The following is a 21,236-nucleotide window of genomic DNA, read 5'->3' as shown; positions in this document are numbered from 1 at the left end:
CGCCTTTGGTTACATGGCGCGCCACCTCACACCCAGGAACGGCAGCTCTCATGGATATCCGCCTCGGCCTCACTTTCGACGACGTCCTCCTGTATCCGGGGGAATCGGACGTGCTGCCAAGCCAGGCCGATACCCGGACTCAGCTGACGCGCGGCATCGCGCTCAACATCCCGATCCTCTCGTCCGCGATGGACACCGTCACCGAAGCCGACATGGCGATCGCCATGGCGCAGCTCGGCGGCATCGGCGTGCTCCATCGCAACCTGACCGTCGAGGAGCAGGTCATCGCAGTCCGTCAGGTCAAGCGGTTCGAGTCGGGCATGGTGGTCAACCCGATCACGATCAAGCCGACCGCGACTCTCGGCGAGGCGCAGGCCCTCATGTCGGGTCACCGTATCAGCGGCATCCCGGTGGTGGAAGCGGACGGCAAGCTTGTCGGCATCCTCACCAACCGCGACGTGCGGTTCGCGGGCGATCCGAAGCAGCCCGTCAGCGAGTTGATGACGCACGAGAACCTCGCCACCGTCTCGACCGAAGTCGGCAAGGAAGAGGCGCGCCGCCTGCTCCACGCCCGTCGCATCGAGAAGCTGCTGGTGGTCGATAACGACTATCGCTGCGTCGGCCTGATCACCGTCAAGGACATCGAGAAGGCGGTGATGTTCCCCGATGCGACCAAGGACGAGGCGGGCCGCCTGCGCGTCGCGGCGGCGACGACGGTCGGCGACAAGGGCTTCGACCGGACCGAACAGCTGGTCGACGCGGGCTGCGACCTGATCGTGATAGACACCGCGCACGGCCACAACCGCGACGTCGGCCGTGCGGTCGAGCGGGTGAAGAAGCTGTCGAACTCGGTGCAGGTGGTGGCGGGCAACGTCGCGACCGGCGAAGCGACGCGCGCGCTGATCGGCGCAGGCGCGGACGGGATCAAGGTCGGCATCGGCCCGGGCTCGATCTGCACCACGCGTGTCGTCGCCGGCGTCGGTGTGCCGCAGCTGACCGCCGTGATGGATTGCGCGGAGGCAGGCCACAAGGCTGGCGTGCCGGTGATCGCCGACGGCGGCATCCGCACCTCGGGCGACATGGCCAAGGCGCTCGCAGCCGGCGCTTCGACCGTAATGATCGGCTCGTTGCTCGCGGGCACCGACGAGGCCCCCGGCGAGACGTTCCTGTATCAGGGCCGTGCGTACAAATCGTACCGCGGCATGGGCTCGGTCGGCGCGATGGGCCGCGGGTCGGCGGATCGCTATTTCCAGGGCGACATCAAGGACCAGCTAAAGCTCGTCCCCGAAGGTATCGAGGGGCAGGTCGCATACAAGGGCCCGGCGAGGGATGTCGTCCACCAGCTGGTCGGCGGCATCAAGGCGGCGATGGGCTATACCGGTTCGGCGACGATCCCGGATCTCCAGGCGCGGGCGGAGTTCGTGCAGATTACTGGCGCCGGGCTTATGGAGAGCCATGTCCACGACGTGACGATCACCCGGGAAGCACCGAACTACCCGACGCGCTGAGGCCGGGAACTTCCCCCCTCCCTGAAAGGGAGGGGCCGGGGGTGGGTCGGCTTCCTCAAGCTCGTCTGCCGGTGGCTAAAACAAGCCAACCCACCCCCAACCCCTCCCTTTCAGGGAGGGGAGATCGTCGTTCCCGTCGCTACGTGGCGCCATAATCGCCGTCGTGGCCAGAGCCCGCGACTATTCGCGGGGATCTCCGCTATCCGCGCTCGCTCCTCTTATCCAACGCTCTCATTTCATTTTTCGTCATCCCGGCGAATGCCGGGCCCCATGGTTGCGGTTTGGGTGGTGGTTGCACGCTATCGCCGGGTACGCCGTGTCCATGGGTCCCGGCGTCCGCCGGGATGACGGAGGGAAAGGGTGCTAACCAAACGACCGCCCCAATTCCCGAAATTATTCCCCTCCCGCGCGCGGGAGGGGCTAGGGGAGGGGATGATGACGAACACTCCGTACCAAGCCTCCCCCCGAACCCACGCGAAGTCGGGAGCCCAGAAGTGACTCCCCCCGCACGCACCCAGGCCGCGATCGAACTCCTCGACCAGATCATCGCCGCCGCCCGTGAGTCCGGCGCCGCCGCCGACACGCTGATCGCGCGCTATTTCCAGACCCGCCGCTACGCCGGCTCCAAGGACCGCCGCGCCGTCCGCGAACTCGTCTACGCCGCGATCCGCAAGGCCGGAGACCGCCCCGAAAATGGTCGCACCGCGATGCTCCTCGTCGCCGACGCCGATCCGGAAGTCGCGGCAACCTTCGACGGCTCCACCCACGCGCCCGCCCCGATCGCCAAGGATGAACCCCGCGCTCGCGCGGGCGTCGCCCCGCAGTGGCTGAGCAAGGCCCTCCGCGCCTCCGGCCTCGACGGTGCCGCCCTTACAGACCTAGCCGGCCGCGCTACGCTCGATCTCCGCGTCAACACGCTGATCGCCGACCGCGCGACCGTCCTCGCAGCACTGCCCGACGCCGAAGCCACCCCGCATGCCCCCGACGGCATCCGCCTGCCCACAGGCACCAACGTCGAGGCACTCCCGCTCTTCAACGAAGGCGCGCTCGAAGTGCAGGACGAAGGCAGCCAGCTCGTCGGTCTCGCGATGCAAGCGAAGCCCGGCGAGCGGATCGTCGATCTCTGCGCCGGCGCCGGCGGCAAGACCCTCGCACTCGCCGCTACGATGAAGAACGAAGGCGTGATCCTCGCCTGCGATACCGACCGCAACCGCCTCTCGCGCCTTGCTCCTCGCGCCACGCGCGCCGGCGCGACGATCGTTGAGAGCCGCCTGCTCAACCCGACGCGTGAGATCGAAGCGCTCAGCGAATGGGCACGCCGCGCGGACGGCGTGCTGGTCGATGCCCCGTGCTCGGGCACCGGCACCTGGCGGCGCAATCCTGAGGCGCGCTGGCGTCTCACCCCCGACCGCGTCTCACGGTTGCAATCGACGCAGCAGCAGGTCCTCTCGGTCGCAGCCACGCTGGTCAAGCCCGGCGGCGCGCTCGTCTACATCGTCTGCTCGCTGCTCGACGCCGAAGGAACGGACCAGGTCACCTGGTTCCTGAACGCGCATCCCGGCTGGACGACCGAGCCGTTGACGCTCCCCGCCGGCGCGAAGCACGGCCACGGCGTCCGCTTGGAGCCCGGCCGCGACGGCACCGACGGCTTTTTTGTCGCGCGCCTCCGGGCTGCGTGCTAGCCAGCCGACCTATGGCTCAACTCACGGCCAAACCTGTATCCCGCCTGGAGACGATGATGCGTTTTTCGTCCGTTGCCCTTGCCGCCGCGCTGACCGTCATATGCGTGTCGACTTCGCTCAGCGGGCAACGCCCCGACGCCCAGATCGACGCGCGCTCGATGCAGTTGCTGGCGCAAGGGCGTTCGCTGGTCGCTGCGGGTAACCTCGACGGCGCGACGGATGTGCTCGAAACGTCGGTCGCGGTCGATCCGCGCAATCGTGCGGCGTTCCTCCTGCTGGCACGCGTCGCAGAAACGCGTGACCTGCCAGGCAAGGCGATCCGCCTGTACCGTGAGGCTTTGCTTCTGGAGCCGAACGACGTCGCCGCGCTGAAAGGGCAGGGCGAGGCTCTGGTCGCCAAGGGCGCCGTGGTCCGCGCGAAGGACAATCTCGTAAAGATCCGGACGCTCTGCAAGGGCGTGTGCCCCGAGGCCACGCAGTTAGCCGCGGTAATCGCCAAGGGCCCGCCGATCGCCACGGCGCAGGTCGAGAAGACCCCGGTCGCCGCCAAGGACTGACGCGCCCCCCTCCCTGCCAGGGAGGGGAGGAGATCAGCGGGTCTCGCGCGCCAATGCTGTAAAATCCGCGACCGACAACGTCTCGGCCCGTCGCGTAGCCTCCACCCCGATCCGCTCCAGCGCATCGAGTGCCCCCGGCACGCCCTTCAGACTCTGCCGCAACATCTTGCGCCGCTGCCCGAACGCCGCCCCGGTCAGCCGCTCCAAGACTGCGAAGTTCACCCCTTCCGGTGCCTCCACCGGCACCAGATGCACCACCGCGGACATCACCTTAGGCGGCGGCGTGAACGCCGACCGATGCACCGGCATCGCGATCCGCGCGGTCGAGCGCCACTGCGCCAGTACCGCCAGTCGCCCGTAATGATCGTCGTTCGTCTTCGCGACGATCCGCTCGGCCACTTCCTTCTGGAACATCAGCGTGCACGACTGCCACCACGGCAACCACGACGCCGACAGCCACCCGACCAGCAACGCCGTGCCGATATTATACGGCAGGTTCGAGACGATGTGCGGCTTGCCCTCGAACAGCGTGCGCGCGTCGATGTCCATCGCGTCGCCCTCAATCACGCGAAGCTGCCCCGGATACGCCTCGCCAAGCTCTGCCAGCGCCGGTATACAGCGTCGGTCTCGCTCGATCGCCGTCACCCGCGCACCTGCCGCGAGCAGCGCGCGCGTAAGGCCACCGGGCCCCGGCCCGACCTCAAGCACTTCAGCGTCGCGCAAGTCGCCCGGCACCGCCGCGATGCGCTTCAGCAACTGCATGTCGAACAGGAAATTCTGCCCCAGCGCCTTGCTCGCGTTCAACCCGTACCGCGCGATCACCTCGCGCAGCGGCGGCAGGTCTGTCACCGCATCGCTCACGACTTGCAGGCGGCGGTCAGCGCGCGCCGGTCGGCCGCTTGGCCCGCCATCGCGATCGCGGCGATCATCGCGCCGGGCTCGGCAAGGTTCTTGCCGGCGATCGCGAACGCGGTGCCGTGATCCGGCGACGTTCGCACGATCGGCAACCCCAGCGTCATGTTGACGCCCTCGTCGAAATGGATCGTCTTCAGCGGCACCAGCGCCTGATCGTGATAACAGCACATCACCACGTCGTAGCCCGTCCGTGCGCGCGGATGGAACATCGTGTCCGCCGCGAACGGCCCCGTCGCATCGATGCCCTCGTCACGCAAAATCGCGATCGCCGGCGCAAGGATCTCGATCTCCTCGCGCCCAAGCGCACCCTGTTCGCCGGCATGCGGATTGAGCCCCGCAAAGGCGAGCCGCGGATTGGCGATCCCGAAATTCTTGGACAACCCGCGCGCGGTCGCGCGTGATTTCGCCAGGATCAGTTCGATCGACAGCGCACCGGCAACCGCATTCAGCGGGATATGCGTGGTGATCGGCACGACCTTCAGCGAAGGCCCGGCGAGCATCATCACCGCATTGTCGCCCGAGACACCGTAGCGCTCGGCAACGAACTCGGTCTGCCCAGGATGCGTGAAGCCGATCGCATACAATTGTGACTTCGACACCGGTCCCGTCACCAGCGCGCGCGCCGCGCCGGTACGGACGAGCCCGACGGCAAGCTCCAGCGCATGCAAGGCACAGCGCGCACCGTCCGCATCGGGATGCCCGGGTACGATTTCCCCGCCATCGCCAACCGTCAACACGGGCAGCGCGGACGCAAAGGCCGCGACCGCCTCGCCGAGATCGGCGATCCGTGCGATCGGTCCGGCCCATACCCGCTCGATCGCGCGCGCATCGCCGACCGCGACGAAAGGCGGCAGGGCATGCGTGTTCCGGGCGTCCCAAGCCTTCGCGATGATCTCCGGCCCGATTCCCGCAGGATCGCCCATCGAAATCGCAAGCGGCCGCACGCCGGTCATCTCGCGGCCAAGCTCAACGATAATCCACGACCGCATCGCGCCGCAGATCGCGCAGCTTCTGCTGCGCACGCAGATTGACGCGCTGCTGTTCGAGCTGCCCCTGGATCTGTTCCGAATTCGGCACCGAACCGCCGGCCGCTTCGTCGCGACCGCACAGCACCAGCGCGCGCACGCCCTGTTCCGCAGAGCCGAACGGCGGGGTCGACTGGCCGACCTGCAGCTTCAGCATGATCTCCTGAAGCTGCGGCGGAAGGTCGCGGATGCGCACCGTGTCGTTGTCGACCACATCGGCACCGATCCCGGCTGCAACCTTCTCGACCGTACCGCAACCGCGCAGGTCCTGCGTCGCCTTGGCGAACACCTGCGCGCGCGCAGTCGCCTGTGCCTGGTTGGTGTTGGGCGGGAAGCGTAGCGTCAGCTGCTTCAGGCTGAGCTTGGCGTCGCGCGGATCCGCCGTCAGCACCTGGCGCTTGTCGGTCAGATACAGGATCGAATATCCACCCGGCACTTCGATCGGTCCGGCCACCTGGCCGACCTGCATCGACGTCGCGGCCTCGGACAGCGGACCCGGCAGGGTCGCCGCACGGATCCAGCCGAGATCGCCGCCGACCGCCCGGGTCGATGCCTCGGAAAACTGACGCGCGAAATATTCGAACGGCTGCGCGCCCTTCTGGATTTCCTGAAGGATCTGCTTGGCGTTCGCGTAGACCTGCTGGCCGTTCGCCGGCGTCGCCGCGAGATAGATTTCCTTGAGGTTGAACTCGTCGGTACCCTTTGCCGCCTGAAGACGATCGATGATCGACTTCACTTCTTCATCGCCGACGTTGACGAACGGCTCGACCCGGCGCCGCAGGTAACGCTGCCACGCAAGTTCGCCTTCGATCTGACGCCGCAGCGACCGCTCCGACGATCCCGACTCGCGCAGGAAAGTACGCATCGCTGCGGGCGTCCGGTTGAAGCGCTTGGCCACGCCGTCGAAACTCTGCGTCAGTTCGGCGGGCGTGATCGTGATATCGGCGGTCTTCGCCTCCTGGATCTCGAGCGTCTCGTCGATCAGCTGGCGCAGCACCTGCAGCTTCAGCCGTTCGCGATCCTCGGCCGACAATTTGGCTTCGTTCGCCATAGCCACGAGCGCGACCCGCTGGTCGACATCGGTACCGGTGATCACCGTGTCGTTGACGACCGCGGTCGGCTTGCGAACGTTGGGATCGACCTTACCGAAGATCTGGAGGTTGGTCGGGATGTCGAGGCCGGTATTGTCCGGTACGCTCTGATCCTGCACCGTCTGACCCGAGCCGGCTTGGTCGGCTGCTGGCTGAGATGGGGCGGGCTGGGACGGGGCAGGCTGGGACCGGACCGCCTTGGACGCGGCCCGCTTGGACGGAGTAGGTGCCGAACGCGGCGCAGTCTGCGCAATCGCGCTCGCCGCGAGCGCTGCCAGGACGACCGTCCCGATCACACGGCTGCCACGCGCTGCCAGTCGAACATCATGCTTCAAGTGTCGATATCCCATCATCGGCCTAGCGGACCGCGTCGTCACGTCATGGCGACGCATCCGGCAAGGCTTGCCTCATCGTAGCTGAATGCGGGCTTAGCGGCCGAGATTGGTGAAGGCCAGCGTCAACAGGAAGCTGTTGCCCTTCCGCGCGTCGCCCGTGTCGTTGTAGGTCCGCCGCCAGGTCGCGCCCAGGCGAAGGCAGTCGTCCTCGTACTGGAAGCCCAGGCGGTGACGGATCGGCGTGAAGCCGTCGCTGACGGATAGCGGATCTTCCGACTTGTTCGTCAGATCGACCACCGCCGACCCGAACGCCGACCAGAAGCGCGCGAACTGCACGCGGCCGGCCGCGCGGATTTCCTCGCGGTCGCGCAGATCCTCGATCGAGGCGTCGATGTTGCGGTTCAGCTTGAGATAGCCGAGCAGCACATAGGTCGCCCGCGAACCGATCGTCGCGTCCAGCTCGTTGCGACGGATCGCAAACCCGTCCTTGTCCAGCCGGTAGCGGTGGACGATCGAGACGAAATCCCGGAAGCGCAGTTCGGTCCGCCCGACGATATCGGAAAAGCGATCGCTGAGCCCGGTCCCATCGGGCAGGATCGTCGGGCGCGTGCTCAACCGATAGCTCTGTCCGACATTCGTCGTGAAGCTGATGCCGGGCAGGTCGAACGCCCATTCGCCGCCATAGGTCGCACGCGACGAATCCTCGAAGCGGTCATAGCCGGCGAAGCGATTGAGCGAGAACAGGTTCGTGTCGTCGAGATCGACCGCGCGCGAATCCTCGTTCGGCAGCGTTATGTTCGCGACCTTCGGCGCGGCGACCAACTGAACGCGTGGCGTGAAACGCTGCGTGCCACCCAGAAACGTGCCGATGAACGGCCATTTCACGTCGACCGCGACCGCACCGATCGCCCGCTGGCTGAACCCTTCGAGACCGCGATAGCTGACGTTGGTCGTCGCGAGCGTATCGTTGGTGTTGTACAGGTCGCCACGCGCGAACGCCGTGAAGGTGACTTCCTGGCCCCAGTTGGTCAGCCGGCGCAGGTCCCATTGCAGGCTGGCGAACGCACGCTGCGTATCTTGTCCATCGGTGCGGGTCAGCGCCAGTGTGTTGAGCTGGAGCTGGAACTTACCGCCGACCAGGCCGTCGTCGAACCGCTTGCGATAATCGATTTCAGGCAGCGCGATCGGCTGCTGCCCTTGGCTGTCGTCGACGCGCAGGGTCTGCGCATACCAGCCGCTGACCGCGAAATAGCTGGTATCGTCGATCCGCTCAAGGCTGGCGGTGGTCCGCAACCGGTCGTCGCGCGAGATGTCGTACCGCCGCAGGAACGTGCGATCGGTGGTCAGGCGAAGCGATCCGCTCGCGGTCCAGTTGGGCGAGAGCTGATACCGCGCCACGCCGTCGACATAGCCTCGGAATGCCATCTCGGTATCGGTCGAAACAGCGGTCGTCAGGTCGTCGCTGCGGCGGCTTTCGGTCGCATAGGCGCGGACGCGGAACGCCCCCTTGGTGCTGAGCGCGGAATAATCCACCTGCGCCATCGGCAACACGCTGCTGTAGATGTGCGGCGTGACGACCAGCGCCTGGTTGGGCGCGATCTTAAAATAATACGGGACGCTGACTTCTAGGCCGTTGACGCGACTGTATCCGCCGTTGGGCGACAGCAGCCCGCTGTCGCTCTCGCCGCCGACCGGGTTCGAGAATTTGGGCAGCGGCAGGCTGGGCAGGCCGAACAGGTGCAGGCGCGCGCCGTTGTAGTAGATGCGTTTCCGCTCGGGGCGATAGGTGACGCGGACCGCGGTGATCTTCCACGACGGGTCCTTCGGACAGCCCGCCGTGTTCGTGACGCTGCACGGTGTGTAGGCCGCGGTGCGCAGGTTGACCGTACCATCGGCGTCGCGCGTGCCCTGTTCGGCGGCGAGCCGTCCGCCCTGTTCGAGCACGACGAGCATGTTGTCGACTACGCCGTCCTTCAGCGAATCGGTCAGGTTGATCTCGTCACCATAGGCGATGTCGCCCTCGGGGTTGGTGACCGCGATGTTGCCGGTCGCGACGACCTTGCCTGTCTTGCGGTTCCACACGACCTTGTCGGCGCGCAGGCGACTGCCCTGGCGGAACATGCGGACTTCGCCGGTCGCGGTGACGATATCGGTGTTGGTGTTGTATTCCAGCGCCGTCGAACTGAACTGCACCTGGTCCTCGGCAGGCGTCGTGGCCGGCGCATTGGGTACGGGGGCGTCGGCCACCGGTGGCGCGACCGGGCGGTTCTGGAAATCCTGGGCCTGCGCCGGGGCCGCGGCCAGTCCGGCCGACAGCACGAGCGAAAGGGCGCAACCGGTCAAAAGGTTGATACGCAACACGATCCGAACCAACCCCTTTGGCACTGGGCAGCCGTTTGCCGCCATATAGCCCGCCTATCGCATCACCGGGGCTTCGCTGCAATCTCATCCCAGCGTGTCGCTGCAATCACCGGGCAGTGAGGGGGACCACCTTGCTTTGCCGGACCCGCGGCATCAACTTATGGCGTACGCACATCCGTTCAAAAGCTTCCCGAGGTTTCTCCATGCAGATCGTCTTCGCCCCGACCGTTCCCGCCAACGCCCCGATCATCGCCGTACCGGTTGCGAGAGACGGCGTGGCCAGCATCACCTGGAGCGCGATCGGCGGCGATGCCGAAGCGGTGGCGACCAGCGCGGGGCGCGCGGCACGGTTCGTGGGCGAGGCGGGGTCGGTCGTCGAGCTGTTCGTGCCGGTCGATGGCGCCGTTCGCCAGGTGTTGCTGGTCGGAGTCGGCGCTGGCGAGACTGCCGATTGGGAGAAGGCCGGCGGTGCGATCACTGCACGCCTGCTGACCTCGGGCGCAACCTCGGTCGTTGCCGATCTCTCGGCTGGCGCCACGCCGACGGCAAAGTCTGCCGCGCACTTTGCTGCCGCCGCCCTCCAGCGCGCATGGCGCTACGACACGTACCGGACCAAGCTGGCCGAAAAGTCAAAGCCGACGCTGACGGAGATGACCATCGCCGGCGCACCCGACGGCACCGATGCGGCGTGGGCCGAACAGGCTGCAGTCTCGGGCGGGTTGGACCTGACGCGCTGGCTGGTCACGTCGCCGCCGAACGTCGTCTATCCCGAGAGCTTTGTCGAGAAGGTGACGAAGGACGTCGAGGGTCTCGGGCTCGAGATCACCGTGCTCGACGAGGCGCAGATGACCGAGCTCGGCATGGGCTCGCTGCTCGGCGTCAGCCAGGGTTCGCGTCGTGAAGCGCGCATCCTTGCACTGAAGTGGAACGGCGCGGGCGCTGATGCGCCGACGCTGGCGTTCGTCGGCAAGGGCGTGACGTTCGATTCGGGCGGCATTTCGATCAAGCCCGGCGCGGGCATGGAAGACATGAAGTGGGACATGGGCGGGGCAGGGGCCGTCGCCGGGGCGATGAAGGCGCTCGCCAGCCGCAAGGCCAAGGCGAACGTCGTCGGCGTCATGGGTCTGGTCGAGAACATGCCCGACGGCGCCGCGCTGCGCCCGAGCGACGTCATCACCTCGATGTCGGGCCAGACGATCGAAGTGCTCAACACCGACGCCGAGGGCCGTTTGGTGCTCTGCGATTGCGTGACCTGGGTGCAGCAGGCGCACAAGCCGACCACGATCGTCGATCTCGCCACGCTCACGGGGGCGATGATCGTCGCACTCGGTACCGAGAATGGCGGCATCTTTGCTAACGACGACGCGCTGGCGGATCAGTTGATTGCGGCTGGCAAGACCACCGGCGACACGCTCTGGCGCTTCCCGCTGTCGCCCGCCTACGACAAGCTGATCGATTCGCCGATCGCCGACATGAAGAACGTCGGCCCCCGCGGCGCCGGCTCGATCACCGCGGCGCAGTTCATCAAGCGCTTCGTCGATGAAGGCGTGAAGTGGGCGCATCTCGACATCGCCGGCATGGTCTGGTCCGACAAGCCCGGCACCAACCACGACAAGGGCGCAACCGGCTACGGCGTGCGCCTGCTCGACCAGTTCGTCGCCGATAATTTCGAGGGCTGATTCAAGGGCTGAACGGCGGGTAGGGGGAATCCAACTCCCTCCCGTCATCCTGACGAAAGTCAGGACCCAGGATACCAAACGATGCGCTCTGAGGCTCTGGGTCCTGACGTTCGTCAGGATGACGAAGTGGGTTGGGCAGGGGATGGAAACAATGCAGGTCGATTTCTACCACCTAACCAGCCCCCTTGACCGCGTCCTCCCACGCATCGCCGAGCGCGTCGTCGCAACCGGCGGCCGCCTCCTGATAGTCGCCGAACCTCAGGAACAACGCGTCGCCCTCGATCGCCTCCTCTGGTCCTACGCCCCCGAGAGCTTCCTCCCCCACGCGCAAGCCGGCAGCAACGACGACACCGCCCAACCCATTCTAATCGCTCAAGATATCCAAGAAACCGCCCCCGCCAACGCCGCCCGCAACGTCGCGGTGGTAGACGGTCGTTGGCGTGACCTTATCCTAACCTTTGACCGCGCCTTCCACATCTTCGACGACGAAGCCATCCGCGAAGCCCGCCTCGCCTGGAAGGCGCTCGCCGACCACGACGGTGTCGAGCGCCGCTACTGGAAGCAGAACGACTCCGGCCGCTGGGAACAGGCCGCATAGGTTGCTTTAGGCGCGTGCCCCGCCTAAGCGCCGCGCATCCGATTACCGTCAACACAGGAGCCCGTGACCATCATGGCCGCGAACCGTACCTTTTCGATCATCAAGCCCGACGCAACCCGCCGCAACCTGACCGGTGCGGTCACCAAGATGCTCGAGGAAGCCGGCTTGCGTGTCGTCGCTTCGAAGCGCATCCAGATGACCCGCGAGCAGGCCGAGGGCTTCTACGCTGTCCACAAGGAGCGTCCGTTCTTCGGCGAGCTCGTCTCGTTCATGATTTCGGGTCCGGTCGTCGTCCAGGTTCTCGAAGGCGAGAATGCGATGCAGCGCAACCGCGACATCATGGGCGCCACCAACCCCGCCAACGCCGAGCCCGGCACGATCCGCAAGGAACTCGCCGAGTCGATCGAAGCGAACTCGGTGCACGGTTCGGATTCGGACGAGAACGCCGAGATCGAGATCGCGTACTTCTTCAAGCCCGAAGAAATCGTCGGCTGATGACCTGGCGGCTGCGACGGGCTGAGCCGGGCGATGCGCCCGCGCTATCGCTCGTCGCATCCGCCACGTTCCTCGATACCTACGCGACCGTGCTGAGCGGGGCCGACATCGTCGCCCACTGCACGATGAAGAATAGCATCGCCACGTTCGAGACGTGGCTGGCCGATCCCGCGACGATCGTCACCATGGCTGAATACGAGCCCGGTCACGCGCCGATCGGCTACACGGTTTTGGCCGCGCCGGACTTCCCGATCGAACCCGGCCCCGCGGACATAGAACTCCGCCGCATCTACCTGATGAAACAAGCCCAAGGCACCGGCCTAGGCGTCGCCCTGATGGCCCGCGCCCTGGAAGACGCCGCCTCGCACGAGCGAACCCGCATCCTGCTGGGCGTATGGGACCAGAACGCTCGAGCCCGAACCTTCTACGAACGCCAAGGCTTCAAGGTAATCGGCGCCCGCCAGTTTACGGTCGGCACCACCCTCCACGAAGACCCAGTCTACGCGCGAGCGGTTTGAGGTTCGGTGGCGAAAGCGCCCCATCGCACTGCAACGATACCACCCCGGCGAAGGCCGGGGCCCAAGTGGCAAGGCCATAGTAACAGCGCGCCGCACTCCGTTAGCAAACGTTTCCCAATTGGGCCCCGGCCTTCGCCGGGGTGGTGGTCAAGCCGCCGGCCTCTCTTTCGCCCAGATCGCATCGAGCTTCGCCCGATCCCCGCCAAGCTGGCGAACCCGCAGTCCCTCGAGCTTGAACGAGCGACCCAGTATCCTGCGACCATGCGTCTTCCAGATCACATCGTAGATCCCGCTAGCCGACCGCGTCGTATCCCCATCGAAATACTGCACGCTGACCAGCACCGGCAGCCGTCCCGCACGATCATCCGACCCGCCATCGGTAAGCTTCAACAACGGTGCCGAAAACCACGACGCATCGATAACCGGCTCGGCAGGCGGCCGCTGCGGCGAGACGCCCAGCGCCCGCGGGAAGGTGATGGTCACGTCCTGAAGATCATGTCGCGCATCCTTCAGCAACAGCGTGCTGCCGCCATCCTGCACGATCGCAGAGAGATCGATCTTCGTCCGCTCGCGCGCCGCACTCGACTGCGCGGCGATCTTGTCGGCCTCGTTCGCGCGGTGATCCGACCAGTTGGTCCACAGCGTGAGCGCCGCAATCAACACGCCCGCGACCGCGACGACCTCGGCCAGCGTCACCCAGCGGCGGCGCGTCGCCGCAGCCTCGCGGCGTTCGGTCGGAGTCTCGGTGCTCATCGCCCGCCAGCCTCCAGCAAGCGGGCAGGAGCCGCCAGTTCCCAACTCCGCGCGATCCGGTCCTCGACCAAAGCCCAATCCGGATCGCACGCAACATTCATTCCGACCCAACCGGTAGCGCCAAGATAAGCCGGTTGCGAATACACCGTCGGGTTCGCCTTGATCAGCGTTGCCTGTTCATCGGTGCCGCTGGTCTTCACGCACACGACCGTCAGTCCATCGCCGTGATGATCCGCGCGGAACTGCGCGAACTGCTTGTCGGCCACGAAGAAGGTCGGCTGGCCGTGTGAAACCTTCTCTTCGGTCTCGGGCAATGCAAGCGCCGCCGCACGAACGCGGTCGAGGGGAGACAGATCGGTCATCGCGTCACGAACTCCGCCAAGCTCTTCGGGTACAGCGCATGTTCCGCCGCCAGCACGCGCTCCGCAAGCGCATCAGCATCGTCGCCAGCAAGGATCGGCACCTCGGCCTGCCCCAGCACCACACCGCCATCGAGTTCCTCGGTCACGACATGCACCGAGCACCCGCCGACCGCATCCCCCGCCGCGATCGCCCGCGCGTGTGTGTCGAGCCCCTTGTACTTGGGCAGCAGCGACGGATGGATGTTGACGATCCGGTCACGCCACGCCGCCACGAACCCGTCCGACAGCAACCGCATATAACCTGCCAGTGCGACGATCTCGACGCCGGCCTCGCGCAACGCCGCATCTATCGCCGCCTCGTAAGCCGGCTTCCCCAAACCCTTGGGCGACAGCGCAAACGTCGCCACTCCCTCCGACCGCGCCCATGCGAGCCCAGCCGCATCCGGCTTGTCCGACGCCACCAGCGCGATCTCATACGGGCACTCCGCCGCACGCGATGCGCCGACCAGCGCCATCATGTTCGATCCGCGCCCCGAGATCAGCACGCCGACGCGCGTCTTGTCAGCCATGCGTCGCGGTCCAGTCCTCGCGCGCGCTCCACGTGCCCGCCGACCCACGAACCGTGCAGCCATGCGCCCCAGTCTCGATTTGCCCGATCGTGAACACCGTCTCGTCCGCCGCCTGAAGCGCCGCGGTAACCGCCTCAGCCTCGTCGGCACTGACGATCACGACCATGCCGATCCCGCAGTTAAACGTCCGCGCCATCTCCTCCGGCTCGATCGCACCCTGCGCCTGCAGGAACGCCATCAGCCGCGACTGCTCCCACGCGTCCGCATCGACCACCGCATGCACGCCGTCGGGCAGCACGCGCGGGATGTTCTCGAGCAGGCCACCGCCCGTAATATGCGCCAGTCCCTTGATCCGGCGCTCGCGCAGCAACGGCAGCAGGCTGGCGACGTAGATCCGAGTCGGCGCCATGAGATGATCGATCAGCAACCGGTCCTGGTCGAACAGCGCGGGGCGATCGAGCTTCCAACTACGATCGGCGGCAAGGCGCCGAACCAACGAGAACCCGTTCGAATGTACGCCCGACGACGCCAATCCGAGCATCACGTCACCCGAAGCGATCTCGCGCCCGGTCAGCACATTGTTCCGCTCGACCGCACCGACGCAGAAGCCCGCGAGGTCGTAATCGCCGTCCGCGTACATACCCGGCATCTCGGCGGTCTCGCCCCCGATGAGCGCGCAGCCGGCGGTCTTGCACCCTTCCGCGATCGAGGCGACAACGCGCTCTGCAACGGCGGCATCGAGCTTCCCGCTCGCATAATAATCGAGAAAGAACAGCGGCTCGGCACCTTGCACGATCAGGTCGTTGACGCACATCGCGACCAGGTCGACGCCCACGCCCTCATGCCGGTCCCACTCGATCGCCAGTTTCAACTTCGTCCCGACACCGTCGTTGGCCGCGACAAGCAACGGGTCGACGAACCCCGCAGCCTTCAGGTCGAACATGCCGCCGAACCCACCGAGATCGGCATCCGCGCCCGGCCGCCGCGTCGAGCGCGCAAGCGGCGCGATCGCGCGAACCAACGCGTTGCCCGCGGCGATCGAAACGCCTGCTTGAGCGTATGTATAGGAGCCCGTGTCGGGAGTGGCGGAGTCTGGCGTATCGGTCATGATCGGTGCTGCTAGCCACATCGCGCTTGGATTTCCACGTCTGCTTCGCCAAAAGGCCCGCTTGATGCGTATCCGTACCCTCCCCACAGCCCTAGCCGGCGCCGCTCTCCTGCTCAGCGGTGGAGCCGTGCTCGCGCAGATCGAGGGCGGCAGCCGCGGCGCAGCCCCGGTCGACAGCGGCAGCGCGTACGAGGTGAGCGGCGTCACCGTCGACGTCGCGGGCAAGACCGCCGCCGCAGCCCGCTACGGCGGCTGGCGGCTCGCCCAGCGCAAGGCCTGGGTACAATTGTCGAACCGTCTCGGCGGTGGTGGTGGCCTCGTCTCCGACGGCACGCTCGATTCGCTGGTCTCGGGAATCGTCGTCGAGAACGAACAGATCGGCCCGTTGCGCTACATCGCCAAGCTAGGCGTGCTGTTCGACCGCACCCGCGCCGGATCGCTCCTCGGCATCTCGACCTATGCCGATCGCTCGCAGCCCATGCTCGTTGTCCCGATCCAATATTCGGGCGGCGTCGGCCAGGCATTCGAGCAGAGCACGCAGTGGCAGCAGGCCTGGGCGCGCTATCGCACCGGTAACAGCAGCATCGACTATGTCCGTCCGTCAGGCTCGGGCCCCGATGCGCTCCTGCTCAACGTCGGCCAGACGCAGCGTCCCGGCCGAGGCTGGTGGCGGACGATCCTCGACCAATATGGCGCGAGCGACGTGCTGTCCCCAGTCGTGAAGCTCTATCGCCAATGGCCCGGCGGCCCGGTGATCGGCGTATTCGAAGCACGCCACGGCCCCGACAACGACCTGATCGGCCGCTTCACGCTCCGTGTAGGAACGTCCGACGGCCTGCCGCAACTGCTCGACACCGGCGTGAAGCGTATCGACGACCTGTATCAGCAGGCGCGTCGCAACGGCTCGCTCCGCGTCGACTACAGCCTCTCGCCGCCGCCAACGCCCGAAGCCGCGGTGATTGACGACCTGCCCACCGACGAGACCGCGGACGCCAACACGGCGGCGTTGACAGGCGGCGAGGGTATCTCGATCATCGTCCAGTTCGACACACCCGCAGCCACCGCAGTGTCGTCGACCGAGGCCGCACTCCGCGCGATCCCGGGCGTCCGCTCGGCGGCCACGACCAGCCTCGCACTCGGCGGCGTATCGTTGATGCGCGTTGCCTATGACGGCGATCCGGTCGCGCTCAAGTCCGCGCTCGAAGCCCGCGGCTATCAGGTATTCGGCGCCGGCCAGACGATCCGCATCCGCCGGGTTTCCCAACTTCTTCCGCAGGACCTTCCCGCGGATACCGTGACGACAGGGTGAGCGCGACCAAGATGACTCAAATCGCGCTGCCACTCGGGTGGCCGGCGGACCCTCGCGACGACGCCTTCCTTGTTACCCCCTCCAACTCGCGCGCGGTCCACACGCTGGAGCACACCGCGACCTGGCCCGTCATGACCGCCATCCTCACCGGCCCGCGCAAATCGGGCCGCAGCCTGCTGGCGCGGATCTTTGCGGCGAAGAGCGGCGGCACGATCATCGACGATGCCGAGCGCGTGCCCGAGGCGCAGCTGTTCCACGCCTGGAACCGCGCGCAGGAGGAGCACAAGCCGCTGCTGATCGTCGCCGACGCTGCGCCGCCGGAATGGAAGGTGAAGCTGCCCGATCTCCGCTCGCGTCTCGCCGCCAGCCCGATCGCAGCGATCGGCGCGCCCGACGACGAGCTCATGCGGCTGCTGCTCGCGCATCTGTTCGAGCGCCGCAGCCTCGACGCGCGGCCCGATCTGATCGACTGGCTCGCGACCAGAATCGAGCGTAGTCATATTACCGTAACGCGAACCGTCGATGCGCTCGATCAGGAGGCTATGGAACGCCGCAAGCGCTTGTCCATTCCTCTAGCACGAACCACACTAACCGAGGCTGGCCTGATCCTCCGGCCGCAACTCGCTCTCGACCTCCCGCTCTTCACGCCACCATAAGACCCCCAGAGGCCCGATGAACCGTCCAGCACATATCGTCCGCCAAGCGGAAGACGACGATGATCCCATCGGCGCAGAGCCGAACGATCGGTTCTTCAACCGCGAGCTGTCCTGGCTGGCGTTCAACCGCCGCGTGCTGGAGGAGGCGTGTAACCCCGCGCATCCGCTGCTCGAGCGGCTCCGCTTCCTGTCGATCTCGGGGTCGAACCTAGACGAATTCTTCATGGTTCGCGTTGCCGGCCTGAAGGGACAACAGACGCAGGACGTCGATCGGCGATCCGCGGATGGGCTTACCGCGGGACAGCAGCTAACCGCGATCATCCGCGAGGCGGACGAACTGATGGCCAGCCAGCAGGCCGTGTGGGGCGACCTGCGCGTGCTCCTCGACGAGGCCGGACTCTTCGTGCTGCGGCGCGATGCCGTCGAGGGCGAAGCTGACGAGTGGCTCGAAACGCATTTCCGCGATCAGATCTTCCCGATCCTGACCCCCCAGGCGCTCGACCCCGCGCATCCGTTTCCGTTCATCCCGAACCGCGGCCTGTCGGTAATCTTCGATCTCGTCCGCCGCTCGGATAACGAGCCGGTTCGCGAACTCGTGATGCTGCCGCACACGATGACGCGCTTCGTTCGCCTTCCCGGGGAGCCCGCACGCTACATCTCGATCGAATCGATCCTGAAGCGGTTCGCGCCGGTCCTGTTCCCCGGCTACGAAGTCCTTGCCGCTGCCAGTTTCCGCGTCCTGCGCGACAGCGACATGGAGATCGAGGAGGAAGCGGAGGACCTCGTCCGCTACTTCGCCAACGCGATCAAGCGCCGCCGCCGTGGTCGCGTGATCCGCCTGGAACTCGAAACGGGCATCCCCGACGTGCTCGCCGCGGTCCTCAAGGACGAGCTCGGTGGCGCCGACGCTATCATCACCGAGAGCGGCAACCTGCTCGGCATCGTCGATCTCGACGGTCTGGTCGACGAGGATCGCCCCGACCTCAAGTTCCCGCCGTTCACCCCGCGATTCCCCGAGCGAATTCGCGAATTCGGCGGCGATTGCTTCGCGGCGATCAAGGCCAAGGACATTGTCGTCCACCACCCGTATGAGACGTTCGAGGTGGTTCTCGCATTCCTGAAACAGGCGGCGAACGACCCTGACGTTGTCGCAATCAAACAGACGCTGTATCGCGCCGGCAAGCAACCCGCGGTCATCAACGCGCTTATTACCGCGGCAGAAGCGGGCAAGTCCGTCACCGCGGTCGTCGAGCTGAAGGCGCGGTTCGACGAAGAGCAGAACATGGTCTGGGCCTCCGCACTGGAGCGCGCCGGCGTGCAGGTTGTCTACGGCTTTATCGACTGGAAGACGCACGCCAAGGTGTCGCTGGTCGTTCGCCGCGAAGGGCAGGCGTTCCGCACCTACTGCCATTTCGGCACCGGCAATTATCACCCCGTCACCGCAAAGATCTATACCGACCTCAGCTTCTTCACCGCCGACGCCGCGGTGGGACGCGATGCGGCGCAGATGTTCAACTACATCACCGGCTATGTCGAACCGACCGACATGGCGAAGGTCAGCCTCAGCCCACGCGATCTTCGCCTGAACCTGATGAACCTGATCGACGTCGAGATCGCCAACGCACGAGCCGGCAAGCAGGCGGGCGTATGGGCAAAGATGAACTCGCTGGTCGATCCAGCGGTGATCGAAAAACTGTACGAGGCGAGCGGGGCGGGCGTCGAGATCGACCTAATCATCCGCGGCATCTGCTGCCTTCGTCCCGGCGTGCCCGGATTGTCCGAGACGATCCGCGTACGATCGGTGATCGGCAGGTTCCTCGAACACAGCCGCATCTGGGCGTTCGGCAACGGGAAGGCGCTGCCCAACGACGGCGCGAAACTGTTCATCTCGTCCGCCGACTGGATGCCGCGGAACTTCGATCGCCGCGTCGAATATATGCTGCCGATCCTCAACCCGACCGTCCACGACCAGATCCTCGATCAGGTCATGGTCGCCAATTTGATCGACAACGAACAGAGCTGGGAACTGCAACCCGACGGCGACTATATCCGCGTCGATCCCGCCGACCGTCCGTTCAACCTACATCGGTATTTCATGACCAACCCGTCCCTCTCCGGCCGTGGTGCTTCGCTAGCGACCAGCAATGCCGTGCCGACGTTGTCGCTCCGGCGAAAACGATGAGCGTCACGAATATCCTGTTCGGCAATTCCCCGCCCAAGACCGAGACCGACGATCATCCGCGCACCGGGATCATCGACATCGGCTCGAACTCGATCCGCCTGGTGGTGTATCAGGGGCCGCCGAGGCTCCCGGCGATCCGCTTCAACGAGAAGGTGCTGGCCGGACTCGGTCGCGGTCTGGCGGCGACGGGGTCGATTGAGAAGTCCGCGCTGAAGACGGCGCGCGTGGCGCTCGCACGGTTCGCTGCGGTGGCGAAGGAAATGGAATGCTCCACCCTCCGCACGGTTGCCACGGCGGCGGTTCGCGATGCGAAGAATGGTGGCGAACTCATTGCCGCGGCTGAACAACTCGGGCTCACCGTCGAGACGCTGTCTGGCGAGCAGGAGGCCAGCGCGGCCGGCTACGGTGTCTTGTCCGCGATCCCTGAAGCGGATGGCATCGTCGGCGATCTCGGCGGTGGCAGTCTCGAACTCGTCCGCGTCCGTCGTGGCAAGATCGAGGACCGCGTCTCGTTTCCTCTCGGCGTGCTGCGGATCGGCCCGATCCGGGCGAAGCGCGGCAAGGTGCTCGCCCGCTACGTCGCGCGCTTGGTGCGCGAGGCCGGCTGGACCGCGAAGGGGCAGGGGCTTCCGTTGTATCTCGTCGGCGGATCGTGGCGCGCGCTCGCGCGGCTCGACATGGAACTGTCGGACTATCCGCTACCGATCATCCACCAATATGCGATGACGCCCGCGACGATAACGCGGCTTAGCCGAACGATTCCGCAACTCTCCAAGCCACGCCTCAAGGCGATCCCCGGTCTCTCCTCGGGGCGTACCGCCACACTTGCCGACGCCGCAGCGTTGCTTGGCGTGCTGATGCGTCAGCTGGGCAGCAAGACGACAATCGTGTCCGCTTATGGCCTGCGCGAGGGCCTGTTGTATGACGATCTGAAGCCCGCCACGCGTGCGCTCGACCCGTTGATCGTCGCCGCGCGCGAAGAGGGTCGCCTGCTGGGCCGCTTTCCCGAGCATGGCGACCTCCTCGATCGCTGGATCGCCCCGTTGTTCTCCACCGAGCCGCCCGCAATGGCACGCATCCGCCACACGGCATGCCTCCTTGCGGACGTAGGCTGGCGTGCCAATCCGGAGTTCCGCGCCGAACGTGGCGTCGAGGTCGCGTTGCACGGCAATTGGGTAGCGATCGATGCGCCGGGCCGGGGAATGCTGGGGCAGGCGCTCTACACGAGTCTAGGCGGTGATCTGTCCGCCGGCGAAACGATCGGGAAGCTGGCCACACCTGCAGCCGTAAAGAGCGCAACTGCCTGGGGCCTGGCGATGCGACTGGGCCAGCGCATGAGCGGCGGTTTAGCCGGACCGTTGAAACGCTCGCGCCTCACTGACGACGGCGTGTCACTGACGCTCACACTGCGCCCTGAGGATCGCGGATTATACGGGGAAGCGGTGGAGCGTCGTCACGCCGCCCTTGCTGCCGCTCTGGGCCGCAAGCCCGCGCTGGCCCTCGACTAGATACTCCCCTTCAAGGGGAGGACCA

The 21,236-nt window shown here is 66.3% G+C and carries 19 protein-coding genes; 11 read left to right on the top strand and 8 right to left on the bottom strand.

What is annotated here, in order from left to right; translation table 11 throughout:
- Positions 1-50: 50 nt before the first annotated feature.
- The 3 genes from guaB to U1707_RS01585 all read left to right on the top strand — a co-directional run bounded on the left by guaB (position 51) and on the right by U1707_RS01585 (position 3,747).
- Positions 51-1,508, top strand: coding sequence for an IMP dehydrogenase (gene guaB / locus U1707_RS01595; protein WP_332798404.1), 1,458 nt, complete (start codon positions 51-53; stop codon positions 1,506-1,508).
- 494 nt (positions 1,509-2,002) lie between these two features.
- Positions 2,003-3,190, top strand: coding sequence for an RsmB/NOP family class I SAM-dependent RNA methyltransferase (locus tag U1707_RS01590; protein WP_332798403.1), 1,188 nt, complete (start codon positions 2,003-2,005; stop codon positions 3,188-3,190).
- Between the two features lie 56 nt (positions 3,191-3,246).
- Positions 3,247-3,747 (top strand): tetratricopeptide repeat protein, encoded by a 501-nt coding sequence (locus tag U1707_RS01585; RefSeq protein WP_332798402.1) that lies wholly within the window; start codon positions 3,247-3,249, stop codon positions 3,745-3,747.
- 33 nt (positions 3,748-3,780) lie between these two features.
- On the opposite strand, the gene rsmA is transcribed toward U1707_RS01585, so the two are convergent.
- The 4 genes from rsmA to U1707_RS01565 all read right to left on the bottom strand — a co-directional run bounded on the left by rsmA (position 3,781) and on the right by U1707_RS01565 (position 9,474).
- A complete protein-coding gene (gene rsmA / locus U1707_RS01580) occupies positions 3,781-4,596 on the bottom strand; it encodes a 16S rRNA (adenine(1518)-N(6)/adenine(1519)-N(6))-dimethyltransferase RsmA (RefSeq protein WP_332798401.1) in 816 nt (271 codons plus the stop codon).
- 8 nt (positions 4,597-4,604) lie between these two features.
- Positions 4,605-5,615 (bottom strand): 4-hydroxythreonine-4-phosphate dehydrogenase PdxA, encoded by a 1,011-nt coding sequence (gene pdxA, locus U1707_RS01575; RefSeq protein WP_332799021.1) that lies wholly within the window; start codon positions 5,613-5,615, stop codon positions 4,605-4,607.
- Between the two features lie 13 nt (positions 5,616-5,628).
- Positions 5,629-7,113, bottom strand: a complete 1,485-nt coding sequence (locus tag U1707_RS01570; protein WP_443025630.1) for a peptidylprolyl isomerase — start codon at positions 7,111-7,113, stop codon at positions 5,629-5,631.
- A gap of 93 nt (positions 7,114-7,206) precedes the next feature.
- Positions 7,207-9,474: an LPS-assembly protein LptD gene (locus tag U1707_RS01565; RefSeq protein WP_443025629.1), complete on the bottom strand. Its 2,268-nt coding sequence runs from the start codon at positions 9,472-9,474 to the stop codon at positions 7,207-7,209.
- 203 nt (positions 9,475-9,677) lie between these two features.
- On the opposite strand from U1707_RS01565, the gene U1707_RS01560 reads away from it, so the two are divergent.
- From U1707_RS01560 to U1707_RS01545, 4 genes are all read left to right on the top strand, one after another.
- Complete coding sequence (locus U1707_RS01560; protein WP_332798399.1) at positions 9,678-11,153, top strand: leucyl aminopeptidase; 1,476 nt, start codon at positions 9,678-9,680, stop codon at positions 11,151-11,153.
- A 151-nt stretch (positions 11,154-11,304) separates the two neighbouring features.
- The gene (locus tag U1707_RS01555) at positions 11,305-11,751 is read left to right on the top strand and encodes a DNA polymerase III subunit chi (protein ID WP_332798398.1); all 447 of its coding nucleotides are present in this window, start codon (positions 11,305-11,307) and stop codon (positions 11,749-11,751) included.
- A 72-nt stretch (positions 11,752-11,823) separates the two neighbouring features.
- Positions 11,824-12,246 (top strand): nucleoside-diphosphate kinase, encoded by a 423-nt coding sequence (gene ndk / locus U1707_RS01550; RefSeq protein WP_031393391.1) that lies wholly within the window; start codon positions 11,824-11,826, stop codon positions 12,244-12,246.
- Entirely contained in the window at positions 12,246-12,764 is a 519-nt protein-coding gene (locus tag U1707_RS01545) for a GNAT family N-acetyltransferase (protein WP_332798397.1), read from the top strand. Before ndk ends, U1707_RS01545 begins: the two co-directional genes overlap by 1 nt.
- 147 nt (positions 12,765-12,911) lie before the next feature.
- Here U1707_RS01545 and U1707_RS01540 read toward each other — a convergent pair whose 3' ends face one another.
- The 4 genes from U1707_RS01540 to purM are packed head-to-tail and all read right to left on the bottom strand — an operon-like array spanning position 12,912 to position 15,556.
- The gene (locus U1707_RS01540; protein ID WP_332798396.1) at positions 12,912-13,517 is read right to left on the bottom strand and encodes a hypothetical protein; all 606 of its coding nucleotides are present in this window, start codon (positions 13,515-13,517) and stop codon (positions 12,912-12,914) included.
- Entirely contained in the window at positions 13,514-13,879 is a 366-nt protein-coding gene (locus U1707_RS01535; RefSeq protein WP_332798395.1) for an MmcQ/YjbR family DNA-binding protein, read from the bottom strand. Before U1707_RS01535 ends, U1707_RS01540 begins: the two co-directional genes overlap by 4 nt.
- Positions 13,876-14,448, bottom strand: a complete 573-nt coding sequence (purN, locus tag U1707_RS01530; protein ID WP_332798394.1) for a phosphoribosylglycinamide formyltransferase — start codon at positions 14,446-14,448, stop codon at positions 13,876-13,878. The genes U1707_RS01535 and purN overlap by 4 nt, the downstream gene beginning before the upstream one ends.
- Entirely contained in the window at positions 14,441-15,556 is a 1,116-nt protein-coding gene (purM, locus tag U1707_RS01525; protein ID WP_332798393.1) for a phosphoribosylformylglycinamidine cyclo-ligase, read from the bottom strand. Before purM ends, purN begins: the two co-directional genes overlap by 8 nt.
- Positions 15,557-15,620: 64 nt before the next feature.
- Here purM and U1707_RS01520 point away from each other — a divergent pair, with 64 nt between their 5' ends.
- The 4 genes from U1707_RS01520 to U1707_RS01505 are packed head-to-tail and all read left to right on the top strand — an operon-like array spanning position 15,621 to position 21,211.
- On the top strand, positions 15,621-16,865 hold the full coding sequence (locus U1707_RS01520) for a heavy-metal-associated domain-containing protein (RefSeq protein ID WP_332798392.1): 1,245 nt from the start codon (positions 15,621-15,623) through the stop codon (positions 16,863-16,865).
- An 11-nt stretch (positions 16,866-16,876) separates the two neighbouring features.
- Positions 16,877-17,521, top strand: a complete 645-nt coding sequence (locus tag U1707_RS01515) for an HdaA/DnaA family protein (RefSeq protein ID WP_056482954.1) — start codon at positions 16,877-16,879, stop codon at positions 17,519-17,521.
- Between the two features lie 16 nt (positions 17,522-17,537).
- On the top strand, positions 17,538-19,703 hold the full coding sequence (locus tag U1707_RS01510; RefSeq protein WP_332798391.1) for an RNA degradosome polyphosphate kinase: 2,166 nt from the start codon (positions 17,538-17,540) through the stop codon (positions 19,701-19,703).
- Positions 19,700-21,211, top strand: a complete 1,512-nt coding sequence (locus tag U1707_RS01505) for a Ppx/GppA phosphatase family protein (RefSeq protein WP_332798390.1) — start codon at positions 19,700-19,702, stop codon at positions 21,209-21,211. Before U1707_RS01510 ends, U1707_RS01505 begins: the two co-directional genes overlap by 4 nt.
- Positions 21,212-21,236: the final 25 nt, after the last annotated feature.

This window comes from Sphingomonas sandaracina (assembly GCF_036663695.1).
Classification (GTDB): domain Bacteria; phylum Pseudomonadota; class Alphaproteobacteria; order Sphingomonadales; family Sphingomonadaceae; genus Sphingomonas.
The sequence above is the reverse complement of the archived record's forward strand: the minus strand, read 5'-3'. Positions and strand labels throughout refer to the sequence as shown.

Bases quoted from the DNA above. Each gene is read 5' to 3' on its own strand.
- guaB (WP_332798404.1), top strand. From the start codon at position 51: ATGGATATCCGCCTCGGCCTCACTTTCGACGACGTCCTCCTGTATCCG.
- U1707_RS01585 (WP_332798402.1), top strand. From the start codon at position 3,247: ATGCGTTTTTCGTCCGTTGCCCTTGCCGCCGCGCTGACCGTCATATGC.
- pdxA (WP_332799021.1), bottom strand. From the start codon at position 5,615: ATGACCGGCGTGCGGCCGCTTGCGATTTCGATGGGCGATCCTGCGGGA.
- U1707_RS01560 (WP_332798399.1), top strand. From the start codon at position 9,678: ATGCAGATCGTCTTCGCCCCGACCGTTCCCGCCAACGCCCCGATCATC.
- U1707_RS01555 (WP_332798398.1), top strand. From the start codon at position 11,305: ATGCAGGTCGATTTCTACCACCTAACCAGCCCCCTTGACCGCGTCCTC.
- ndk (WP_031393391.1), top strand. From the start codon at position 11,824: ATGGCCGCGAACCGTACCTTTTCGATCATCAAGCCCGACGCAACCCGC.
- U1707_RS01545 (WP_332798397.1), top strand. From the start codon at position 12,246: ATGACCTGGCGGCTGCGACGGGCTGAGCCGGGCGATGCGCCCGCGCTA.
- U1707_RS01540 (WP_332798396.1), bottom strand. From the start codon at position 13,517: ATGAGCACCGAGACTCCGACCGAACGCCGCGAGGCTGCGGCGACGCGC.
- U1707_RS01535 (WP_332798395.1), bottom strand. From the start codon at position 13,879: ATGACCGATCTGTCTCCCCTCGACCGCGTTCGTGCGGCGGCGCTTGCA.
- purN (WP_332798394.1), bottom strand. From the start codon at position 14,448: ATGGCTGACAAGACGCGCGTCGGCGTGCTGATCTCGGGGCGCGGATCG.
- purM (WP_332798393.1), bottom strand. From the start codon at position 15,556: ATGACCGATACGCCAGACTCCGCCACTCCCGACACGGGCTCCTATACA.
- U1707_RS01520 (WP_332798392.1), top strand. From the start codon at position 15,621: ATGCGTATCCGTACCCTCCCCACAGCCCTAGCCGGCGCCGCTCTCCTG.
- U1707_RS01515 (WP_056482954.1), top strand. From the start codon at position 16,877: ATGACTCAAATCGCGCTGCCACTCGGGTGGCCGGCGGACCCTCGCGAC.
- U1707_RS01510 (WP_332798391.1), top strand. From the start codon at position 17,538: ATGAACCGTCCAGCACATATCGTCCGCCAAGCGGAAGACGACGATGAT.
- U1707_RS01505 (WP_332798390.1), top strand. From the start codon at position 19,700: ATGAGCGTCACGAATATCCTGTTCGGCAATTCCCCGCCCAAGACCGAG.